8 protein-coding genes are annotated in these 11031 nt (G+C 39.1%); 4 read left to right on the top strand and 4 right to left on the bottom strand.

Features of this window, described 5'->3' with window-relative positions; translation table 11 throughout:
- On the bottom strand, window positions 1-474 hold a 474-nt coding region (gene fabA, locus ACJHV0_RS05980; protein ID WP_483133657.1), incomplete at its 3' end, for a bifunctional 3-hydroxydecanoyl-ACP dehydratase/trans-2-decenoyl-ACP isomerase.
- A 112-nt stretch (window positions 475-586) separates the two neighbouring features.
- Complete coding sequence (locus ACJHV0_RS05975) at window positions 587-2224, bottom strand: AAA family ATPase (protein ID WP_483133656.1); 1638 nt, start codon at window positions 2222-2224, stop codon at window positions 587-589.
- A gap of 93 nt (window positions 2225-2317) precedes the next feature.
- On the opposite strand from ACJHV0_RS05975, the gene matP reads away from it, so the two are divergent.
- On the top strand, window positions 2318-2764 hold the full coding sequence (matP, locus tag ACJHV0_RS05970; protein WP_283386752.1) for a macrodomain Ter protein MatP: 447 nt from the start codon (window positions 2318-2320) through the stop codon (window positions 2762-2764).
- 63 nt (window positions 2765-2827) lie between these two features.
- On the opposite strand, the gene ompA (ACJHV0_RS05965) is transcribed toward matP, so the two are convergent.
- Both ompA (ACJHV0_RS05965) and ompA (ACJHV0_RS05960) read right to left on the bottom strand, forming a co-directional pair.
- Window positions 2828-3910: a porin OmpA gene (ompA, locus tag ACJHV0_RS05965; protein WP_334235284.1), complete on the bottom strand. Its 1083-nt coding sequence runs from the start codon at window positions 3908-3910 to the stop codon at window positions 2828-2830.
- Between the two features lie 217 nt (window positions 3911-4127).
- Window positions 4128-5216 carry a porin OmpA gene (gene ompA, locus ACJHV0_RS05960; RefSeq protein WP_483133655.1) on the bottom strand — a complete coding sequence of 363 codons (1089 nt, stop codon included), beginning with the start codon at window positions 5214-5216 and terminating at the stop codon, window positions 4128-4130.
- 420 nt (window positions 5217-5636) lie between these two features.
- On the opposite strand from ompA (ACJHV0_RS05960), the gene ydiJ reads away from it, so the two are divergent.
- The 3 genes from ydiJ to yidC all read left to right on the top strand — a co-directional run bounded on the left by ydiJ (window position 5637) and on the right by yidC (window position 10989).
- A complete protein-coding gene (ydiJ, locus tag ACJHV0_RS05955) occupies window positions 5637-8729 on the top strand; it encodes a D-2-hydroxyglutarate dehydrogenase YdiJ (RefSeq protein WP_483133654.1) in 3093 nt (1030 codons plus the stop codon).
- Window positions 8730-8782: 53 nt separating this feature from the next.
- Complete coding sequence (locus tag ACJHV0_RS05950) at window positions 8783-9208, top strand: hotdog fold thioesterase (RefSeq protein WP_483133653.1); 426 nt, start codon at window positions 8783-8785, stop codon at window positions 9206-9208.
- A 152-nt stretch (window positions 9209-9360) separates the two neighbouring features.
- Window positions 9361-10989, top strand: coding sequence for a membrane protein insertase YidC (gene yidC, locus ACJHV0_RS05945; RefSeq protein WP_483133652.1), 1629 nt, complete (start codon window positions 9361-9363; stop codon window positions 10987-10989).
- Window positions 10990-11031 lie beyond the last annotated feature (42 nt).

Genomic DNA, 11031 nt, shown 5'->3' with positions numbered 1-11031 from the left:
TATACGCCCATCAACTTCTACTTCACCATCAGCTACGCCCATCACTAATTTACGATTTACGACACGCTTCATATGAATACGGTAGGTTACTTTTTTTGCTGTTGGCAAAATTTGACCGGTAAATTTTACTTCGCCCACACCTAATGCACGACCTTTACCTTCGCCGCCAATCCAACCAAGATAGAAACCAACTAACTGCCACATCGCATCTAAGCCCAAGCAACCCGGCATCACAGGATCATTGATAAAATGGCAGCTGAAAAACCATAAATCCGGCTTAATATCAAATTCCGCCTCAATATAGCCTTTTTCGAAATTCCCTTTCTCTGCATTCATTTCAACGATACGATCCATCATTAGCATTGGTGGGGCAGGTAATTGTGGACCGTTTTCCCCGAATAATTCTCCTTTACCTGATAGTAGAAGCTCTTCATAAGAGTAGCTTGGTTTAATAATTGGTGTACAGTTGTTCATTGTTTTTAAAATCCTATAAATGGAGGGAAACCTGTTATATCAAAGGCTATGAAATATTCCTGATAGTAACAGACTTTTAATTCAGTGAACAGTTGTACACTAACTTGTCGGATCAGTCAAGTTTTAATTTTTTGCAAAGTTTTCTCAAAAATGAACCGCTTGTTTCTTCGTTATTGCATTCATCTAATTGCTGATGAATCAATGTAAATAATGATGATTTATTACTTTTTACCGCTTTTTCATCGTCGTAGAACTCACGCCCGAAAAGAATTTCTAATGCATCAAATACATTTTCTACCGCCCAAATTTTAAATTGATTTTGTTCGACTGCCTCGATCACATCTGCTCTTAAACTCAAATGGCTTAGGCAAGCGGCTGGAATAATTACGCCTTGTTGTCCGCTTAATTGGCGAGCGTGGCAAATATTGAAGAAACCTTCAATCTTCTGATTAACCCCACCGACACTCAACACATTACCAAATTGGTCAATCGCTCCCGTTACCGCAATAGATTGCGGCAATGCCAATTTGGATAAGGCACTCACCAGCACGCTAAAAATCGCTAATGAGGAGCTGTCGCCGTCAATTTCCCCATAAGATTGCTCAAAGGCAATTGAGGCGGAAAACGGTAATTGGGTAGGAAGTTCCAACAAATTCGCCAAGCAGGATTGAGCAAGAATAATCCCTTTAGAATGAATATTGCCTCCCAGCTCCACTTTACGTTCAATATCGTGAATTTCGCCATCGCCATATTGCACATTACAGCTGATACGCAAAGGTTCGCCAAAGCTATGCGGAACACCTTCAAAATCAATGACTGATAAACCGTTTATTTGCCCAATTTCTTCGCCTTCTGTTTCAATATAGAGTTGATTACTGAGAATATCTTCTACGGTATATTCATTTAGAATTGAAGATTGTTGCTCCAAATAATCAAAATAACTTTTTACTTCATTAATTTCTACTGTATTTGCATAGAAATTCTGAATACCTAATAAATGCTTTCTTAATAATGTAGGTGAAATAGAAATTAAATCCCGGCTCTCGCTTTCTCGAATATAAGCCTGTAAAAATTGATTAAGAGCAGCAGGTGTTAATCTTTTATTAATTATATTTTCTGCATAAGTCTGAATATAATTCGCCCATTCCTCTACATTATTATTTAAGGATAAATATGATTTAATTTCAGTATATTGTGCTACTTGATATAAGCTGTCATCATAAGCAGAAAGGGTTGAAATATCTTCTCTTTCACCAATCAAAATTAACTTAAATGAGGATTTTTCTTTGGCTAGAAAATGCGGTAGATCATTAATAGAATGAGATTCATATTCGCCAAATAATAATGCCTGCTTTAATTTATCCCATTGCGTAATATCCAATAATAATGAATTAATATTTACAATTAAAACACCATTATTAGCTTCTTGAATTGCTCCTGTTACATATTCTGTTTTCTGTTCTCTTTCTAAAAACATATAATAACCAAACAAATTATTTTTATTAAAATCCATTTTGGTTACTATAGAAATACTTGAATTATCTCTTTTTAAATAATCCGTCAGCTCATTAATAAATTCAGGAAAAAGCTCAGATTTAAGCACTAGCAAAGAGCCAAATTTCGCTTGTATAAATTGATCTAGGGCTTGTTTTGCTTTAGGTTGGAAATCTAAAAAATTGACTTTCTTATCTAAATCAGAGAAAGGGTATTCCACAGTTAATGCCGGGCTATTAAGTAGAAAAATGGTCACAGATATGCCTCTTTATCGAAAATTTGGTTTATTATACAGAATTCCGCTATACTTGCTAAATATAGCTTATCTTTTTCAACATTATTTACGATTATGCGATACCAAAAACTCATCACGCAAGAAACTACTTGGAAATGGAAATATCTTCTCAAAAAGCATCGGGAAGGGGAAAACATTACTAAACACGAAGAACAAAGTTTAGTTGATTTAAAGGTTCAATTTCTTTCCACCTTACAAGAGTCCCCAGAAGAAGTAGAAAAATGGATTAAGTCAGAAATGACAGCTGAACAACGAAAAAAAATGCGTCAGTCTGTTCGAGCAAAGCGAAAACGCTTTTTTAATGCTGAAAAACAAACAACTAAGAAAAAATCTATTGATTTAGAATACGCCAGTTGGTTAAGGCTCTCTAAATATGCAAAAAGCCAGAACCTCACATTATCAGAAGCTATTATTAAATTAACTGATGAAGTTGAAAACAAGCAGCTTTATTTAGAGCAAGTCGCAAAAATGAAATCAAGTTTAAAAGATTTATTAAAGTAAAAAAGGAAAATGCCCGCTAACAAGCGGGCATTTTTTTATTCAATTTTACAATTGAAGAAACTATTACATAGTTACTTCTTTTGAACCTTGAACTTGGATTTCAACACGACGATCCGGTGCTAAACAAGCGATTAACGCTTTACGACCTTTAACCGCATCACAAGTGTTGCCAGTTACCGGGTTTGCTTCACCGTAACCTACAGCTGTTACGTTAGCTGGGTTAGTACCTTTAGAAACGATGTAGTTAGCTACAGTTTCAGCACGGCGTTGTGAAAGTTTTAAGTTTGCTGCATCTTTACCGATACGGTCTGTGTAACCATTAACTTGGATAGCTGGGTTAGCTAAACCTAAGTTAGAGATTTCTGTGTGTGCTGCATCTAAAGCTGCTACTGCATCCGCTTTTAAGTTTGATTTACCAAAAGCAAATAAAACGTCTGAGCTAAATGAGAAATTTTTAGTTTCAACGGTTGGTTCAACTGGAGTTGCACCTTGACCAAAGCGGTACGATAGACCTGCAGATACAGAACTGATATCAGGGCGATAGTCTGATGCTCCCATACGTCTTAATGTAGCATAACTTGCTTTACCTGCATTGTTTAGCCATTGATATTCAACACGAGCTGCTAATTCCGGAGTGATAGCGTACTCTACACCAGCACCTAATACTAATGAACTTTGGAAACGTTTAGTTTTTGTAGGAACTTTAGTTGCAACATTTACTGTTTTGTAGCTGTTATTTACTAGTGCAATACCTACTTTACCATAAACATCTAAGTTAGGAATAATTTCATAGCTTGGTTTTAAGCTAATTACTGCACCATGAGCCGAATGGCGGAATGTCTGTTTCTCACCACCTGCACGGGTTTTCTCAATACCACGAACTCGACCAAAGTAGTCATAGCCTACTTCTGTTGCTAAGCCAAATTTATTTTCGTTCAGAATTTGGTAACCACCAAAAACACCGTAAGTTACAGAGTTACGGTTAATTCCATATTTACCAGCTTTAGCAGCATCTAACTGAGTAATACCATCGTGAAATGATGCCCAACCTGCTTTAGCACCTGCATAGAAAGTATTAGCTTGTGGTGCTGCTTGAGTAACTGCAGCAGCTGATAATACTGCTAATGTAACTAATGTTTTTTTCATTTAATAATCCTTAATTTGAAATTAATCTAATATATTGAAAATTTTATCTGAAACAATCCTTATTTCCGCTAAAATTTGAGCAAAGAAATAATATTTTTTATTCTATCAAATAGCAAAAAAAATGCAATAAAAATAAATAATTTAGGAATTACCTAGTTCAAACGAAATACCCACCTGAGTAGGTGGGTATTTAAATCGTGTTCTAAGAACAACTATATTACATAGTTACTTCTTTTGAACCTTGAACTTGGATTTCAACACGACGATCTGGTGCTAAACAAGCGATTAACGCTTTACGACCTTTAACTGCATCACAAGTGTTGCCAGTTACCGGGTTTGCTTCACCGTAACCTACAGCTGTTACGTTAGCTGGATTTGCACCTTTAGAAACGATGTAGTTAGCTACAGTTTCAGCACGACGTTGTGAAAGTTTTAAGTTAGATGCATCTTTACCGATACGGTCTGTGTAACCATTAACTTGGATAGCAGGGTTAGCTAAGCCTAAGTTGCTGATTTCTGTATGTGCTGCATCTAAAGCTGTTGCTGCTGCAGGTTTTAAGCTTGATTTAGCAAAATCAAATAAAACATCTGAGCTGAATGCGAAGTTTTTACTTACAACTTCTGGTGCTTCAACTGGTGCTGCACCTTGACCGAAACGGTATGTTAAACCAGCAGATACTGAGTGGATTTTTGGACTATATTGTGCATCAATCCAATCAAGGTTTGCTTTTTGACGTGCTTTGTCTAAGTTACCCGCAGCCTGTAAGTATTGGTATTCAACACGAGCAGCTAATTCTGGAGTAATTGCATACTCAAGACCTGCACCTAATAATAATGAAGTTTTTAAGTTATGAGCACGTTGGTTTTCATAATTAACGCTAGAACCATTATTGTAACCTTTATAGTCATTACGCACTAATGCAGCACCTACTTTACCGTAAACATCTAAGTTAGGAGCAACTTCATAGCTTGGTTTTAAGCTTAAGTGAGTACCGTGAGCAACGTGTTTAACTGCTTTATCTTCACCTACATTACCACGAGCACGACCAAAATAGTCATAACCTAATTCTACTGCTAAACCAACATTGTTTTGGTTTAAGATTTGATAACCACCGAATACACCGTAAGTTACAGAGTTACGGTTGATACCGAATTTACCACCGTTTTTAGAATCAAACTGAGTTAAACCGTCGTGAAAAGATGCCCAACCAGCTTTAGCACCTGCATAGAAAGTGTTAGCTTGTGGAGCTGCTTGTGCTACTGCTGCTGCAGATAATACTGCTAATGCAACTAATGTTTTTTTCATTTTGATGATCCTCTTAAATATTGTCATCGATTAAAATAAATTCTTAATACTTTTTATAAAGTATTAAAACTTTAACTTTATGCTTCAACAATTAAGAAGCAAGAGAGCTAATGTCAGCGATATTATACAACAAAAAACACCCTAAAAAAGCACTTTTTGTATAAAAATTATCTTCTGAGTAACATTCTTGTTCTAAATTTAGTTTGAGCAAGAATGTTCTAATTATCTTTCTTCGTTTTCTAAAAATCAATTATTTTTTCCTAAGGAAATGTATAGAAATGTATATTTTAGATCATTTTTTAATCAAATGAGGTAATTATGCACAAATTTCAAACCATCTACTTCCATTTTAAATTGTTTGAATTCTTGCTAAGATAACCAAAGTTTAATCTTATTATTTTTATCAAATCAAACACAACTATGATACCTAGACTTTCTGAAGTACCCCAATTAAATACCACCGCACAGGCGTATTTAGACGAACTAGTCCTCCAGCATTTTAGTGGCGATATTGCCTCCAGTTATGCCGATCGTTTATCGCTGGCAACTGATAACAGCGTTTATCAACAAATTCCGCAAGCGATTCTGTTTCCGAAATCAGTTTCTGATGTAGTGATCCTCACCAAACTTGCGCAAAAAGCGGAATATCAAGATTTAACTTTTACCCCTCGAGGTGGTGGTACCGGCACGAATGGGCAATCGCTTAACAATAATATTATTGTTGATCTCTCACGCCATATGAACCAAATTTTAGAACTCAATGTGGAAGAATGTTGGGTGCGTGTGCAAGCTGGCGTGGTAAAAGATCAACTCAACCAATTTCTAAAACCTCACGGCTTATTCTTTTCGCCGGAGCTTTCCACCAGTAACCGTGCAACACTAGGCGGAATGATCAACACCGACGCCTCCGGTCAAGGTTCACTACAATATGGAAAAACTTCTGCCCATATTCTTGAGATCAAATCGGTCTTAATTAACGGCGAAATTTTAGAAACACAAGCGGTCAAATCTGATGATTTTTTTGCAAATTTAGAAAAGTTAAATCTTTCCACTTTAGGCAAAACCCTGCACAGCGAAATTTTCACCCGTTGCAAAGCCTTACGCCCAACCGTATTAAGTGAATTGCCACAACTTAACCGCTTTATTACCGGCTATGATTTAAAAAACGTGTTTAACGATGATGAAAGTGAATTTAACCTCACTCGCATCTTAACCGGCTCGGAAGGCTCTCTTGCTTTTATTTGCGAAACGAAACTGAATCTACTCCCAATTCCAAAACATCGCACCTTAATTAATATTAAATACAACTCGTTTGATGCCGCTCTTCGTTCAGCCCCTTTTATGTTAGAGGCAAAAGCCTTGTCAGTGGAAACGGTGGATTCCAAAGTGCTGAATCTCGCCAAGCAAGATATTGTGTGGCACTCTGTATCAGATCTCTTAACCGAAGATCCGAACAACCCGATTCTCGGTATTAATATTGTGGAATATGCCTCGAACGACCAAGCTCAAATTGAGGCTCAAGTAAAAGCCCTGTGTGAAAGTCTCGATCAAAAAATTGCAAATCAAGAGGCGGGCATTATTGGCTATCAGCTTACTAATGATGTCAATTCCATCGAAAAAATCTACGCAATGCGGAAAAAAGCAGTGGGCTTGCTTGGCAACGCCAAAGGCTGGGCAAAACCGATTGCCTTTGTGGAAGATACTGCCGTGCCACCGGAAAACTTAGCGGATTATATCGCAGAGTTCCGTGCATTATTAGATAGCTACAATTTGCCTTATGGTATGTTCGGACACGTGGATGCCGGCGTGCTACACGTTCGCCCAGCATTGGATTTATGCGATAAAACCCAAGTGGAAACCTTTAAACAAATTTCCGACCAAGTTGTCGAACTTACCGCTAAATACGGTGGCTTGATTTGGGGAGAACACGGCAAAGGGATGCGTTCTTATTATGGTGAGCGTTTCTTTGGCGAAACCTTGTGGCAAGAACTTCGCTACATCAAAACCTTATTCGATCCGCAAAATCGCTTGAACCCCGGCAAAATTTGTACGCCATTAGAGAGCGAGGCAACTCTCTACCCGATTGATTCCCAAATGCGAGCCGATTTTGACCGCCAAATTCCGATTCAAGTACGAGAGGAATTTAAAGGGACGATGAATTGTAACGGTAACGGCTTGTGCTTTAACTTTGATGTGCATAGCACAATGTGTCCGTCTATGAAAGTGTCGGGCAACCGTCTCTATTCACCGAAAGGGCGAGCGACCTTGGTTCGTGAATGGTTACGTTTATTAGCGGAACAGAACGTTGAGCCAAATGATTTAATCTTCAACGCTAGCAACAAAACCGCCTCGCTTACCGATTTTGTCGCAAAAGTGCGAAACTCGCTCAACAAAAAGAAAGAGTACGATTTTTCGCACGAAGTAAAAGCAGCAATGGATACCTGCCTTGCTTGCAAAGCCTGTGCCAGCCAATGTCCGATAAAAATTGATGTGCCGACTTTCAGATCGCAATTTAACGAGCTTTACCACAGCCGCTATTTACGTCCGCTGAAAGATTATGTGGTGTCGAATTTGGAATTTGTTGCCCCGATAATGGCGAAAAAACCGCAGTTTTTTAACTTTTTCAGTACCTCAACACTGGCGGAAACCGCTGCAAATAAAACGTTAGGAATGACTTATCTGCCGGCGTTGTCTGTGCCAAATCTACAACATCAGTTGGTGGAAATCGGCTATCAAGGCGAGAGTTTGGAAAGCCTTGAACAGCAGGCTGCAAGCGGTCAATTTTCTGCAAAAAATCGCAAAATGCTATTTATTGTGCAAGATCCGTTTACCTCTTATTACGATGCTAAAGTGGTGGCGGATTTTGTCGCCCTCACGCAAAAACTCGGCTTTAAGCCGATTGTGCTGCCATTCAAGCCAAACGGCAAAGCTCAACACGTTAAAGGCTTTTTGGCTAAATTTGCTAAAACCGCCAAAAACCAAGCGGATTTCTTAAACCGTGTGGCAAAACTCGGCGTACCGATGGTATCGGTCGATCCGGCCTTAACCCTCATTTACCGCCAAGAGTATAACGATATTCTCAAAGAGCAACGTGGCGATTTCAAAGTGCTACTGGCTCACGAGTGGTTGAAAGAGGTAATGCAAAAAGGCGAGTTGAACAGTTGCAAAAAATCGACCGATTCCGACCACTTGCAATGGTATTTATTTGCTCACTGTACCGAATCCACCTCACTCCCCAACTCAATGAACGAATGGAAATCGATTTTCGCCCATTTTGGCGAAACATTAGTGGTGGAAAATGTCGGTTGCTGTGGAATGGCAGGCACATTCGGGCATGAAACCAAACATTTGGCGATGTCCAAAGCGATTTACGAACAATCTTGGCAGAACAAACTCAACGGCAAACCGCTCGAACGCTGTTTATCTACCGGTTACTCCTGCCGCTCACAAGTCAAACGCTTTGAACAACAAGGGATTAAGCACCCTGTTCAGGCATTGCTAGAAGTGATTTAACAAGGCAGGGCAAATAATGATTTGCCCCCACAATAATTAGACAGGAAATGATAATGACCATTTGGAAACAAACTGCAACATGCGAACAATTAAATGCTCTTAGCCAAAAATCGGCAGTGGCACATTTAGGTATCGAATTTACGGCTATCGGTGAAGATTGGATTGAAGCACAGCTGATGGTGGATGAACGTACCCAACAGCCGTTTAGCGTGTTGCACGGTGGCGTTTCTGCCGCTTTAGCAGAAACAACCGCTAATGCGGGGGCGTTAATGGTGTGTGAAGCTCATCAAATTGCGGTCGGAATGGAGCTGAATATCAGCCATTTAAAATCAATCCCTGCCGGAACAAAAGCGATTGCACGAGCAACGCCGCTGAAATTAGGGCGTGAAGTGCAGGTGTGGAATATTGATATCAAAGACGAGCAAGGTAACTTGTGTGCGGTGGCTCGTCTTTCCACCAAAACCTTAGATAAACGTTAATTTCTTATCCGCAATAAGCGGTCGAATTTTCAGAGAATTTTGCAAAACTTTGATTAAATCCGACCGCTTGTTTATAAAAGGCGTTTGGAAAACACGCCAACCTATTATAAAATACCTTTCTTTTTATCCATTACTAACAAGAGAACTTCAAAATGAATAATCGTGGCTTACTGCTAATGGGTTTGCTTCTTGTGTCTGTGCTTATTTTTACGCAATGGCAGCAAGATTTTAACCCTGAAATTCAAGCTCAAAAACAGGCTCAAGCGGCAGCTCAAACCCAACAACAGGTGGGTGATGTTCCAGCGGCTTCTAATGCTAATAATCCAATTGCAGACAGCATCACGCAAGGCAAAACCATTACGGTGGAAAGCGATGTGTTACGCCTAACCATTGATACCTTAGGTGGTGATGTGGTAGGTTCAGACTTATTGAAACACAATGCGGAATTAAACTCTAACACTCCATTCAAATTATTGCAGCAAGACGGTACTAAAACCTATGTGGCTCAAAGTGGCTTAGTAGGTAAAAATGGGATTGATACCAATGCTGGTCGTCCACAATATGCAGTAACGGCGGACAGTTTCAAATTAACTGATGATCAAAACGAACTTTCTGTACCACTAACATTTGAGAAAGATGGTGTAGTTTATACCAAAACTTTCACCTTAAAACGTGGTAGCTATGATGTTGGCGTAAATTTCAACATTAAAAATAACACCGCAGAAGCGATTGAAGTCCAACCTTACGGTCAGTTAAAACACTCTGTCGTAGAAAGTTCAGGTAGTTTAACAATGCCAACTTATACAGGTGGTGCGTTCTCTTCTTCAGAAACTAACTACAAAAAATACAGTTTCCAAGATATGGAAAAAGCGAACTTAAGTATTGATACCAAAGCAGGTTGGATCGCAGTATTACAACACTACTTCGTGTCTGCTTGGGTACCAAATCAAGATGCGGATAATAACCTTTATTCACGCACCAACAACGGTGTTGCAACGATTGGTTATCGTGGTCCATTAACAACCATTGCCCCAAATTCTGAAGCAAATTTAAGCAGTAAACTTTGGACGGGCTCTAAAGACCAAAAAGAGATGGAAGAAGCTGCAAACCATTTAGACTTAACCGTAGATTACGGTTGGGCGTGGTTTATTGCTAAACCGTTGTTCTGGTTATTAACCGCAATTCAAAAAATTGTCAGCAACTGGGGCTTAGCGATTATCGGTGTAACCATTGTCGTAAAAACCATTCTTTACCCATTAACCAAAGCACAATACACCTCAATGGCAAAAATGCGTATGTTACAACCACGTATTACAGAAATGCGTGAGCGTTTTGGTGATGACCGCCAACGTATGAGCCAAGAGATGATGAAGCTCTACAAAGAAGAAAAAGTAAACCCAATGGGCGGCTGTTTACCGATCTTAATCCAAATGCCGATTTTCATTGCGTTATATTGGACATTTATGGAAGCAGTAGAACTCCGCCACGCACCATTCTTCGGTTGGATTAAAGACTTATCGGCACAAGATCCGTACTACATCTTACCTCTCTTAATGGGTGCGTCGATGTTCTTGTTACAAAAAATGTCGCCAACGCCGGTGGCTGACCCAATGCAACAAAAAGTAATGACCTTTATGCCGGTGATCTTTACCGTATTCTTCTTATGGTTCCCATCAGGCTTAGTACTTTACTGGCTAACCTCTAACTTAATTACCATTGCCCAACAGTGGTTAATTTACCGTAACTTAGAGAAAAAAGGCTTACATTCTCGTAAGAAATAATTTACTTATAACTACACCGTAGGGGCAAATTGCAATTTGCCC

It is taken from the genome of Mannheimia sp. (assembly GCF_056854775.1).
The sequence above is the reverse complement of the archived record's forward strand: the minus strand, read 5'-3'. Positions and strand labels throughout refer to the sequence as shown.

Excerpts from the sequence above, each read along its gene's own strand:
- matP (WP_283386752.1), top strand. The coding sequence starts at position 2,318 with ATGCGATACCAAAAACTCATCACGCAAGAAACTACTTGGAAATGGAAA.
- ompA (WP_334235284.1), bottom strand. The coding sequence starts at position 3,910 with ATGAAAAAAACATTAGTTACATTAGCAGTATTATCAGCTGCTGCAGTT.
- ompA (WP_483133655.1), bottom strand. The coding sequence starts at position 5,216 with ATGAAAAAAACATTAGTTGCATTAGCAGTATTATCTGCAGCAGCAGTA.
- ydiJ (WP_483133654.1), top strand. The coding sequence starts at position 5,637 with ATGATACCTAGACTTTCTGAAGTACCCCAATTAAATACCACCGCACAG.
- ACJHV0_RS05950 (WP_483133653.1), top strand. The coding sequence starts at position 8,783 with ATGACCATTTGGAAACAAACTGCAACATGCGAACAATTAAATGCTCTT.
- yidC (WP_483133652.1), top strand. The coding sequence starts at position 9,361 with ATGAATAATCGTGGCTTACTGCTAATGGGTTTGCTTCTTGTGTCTGTG.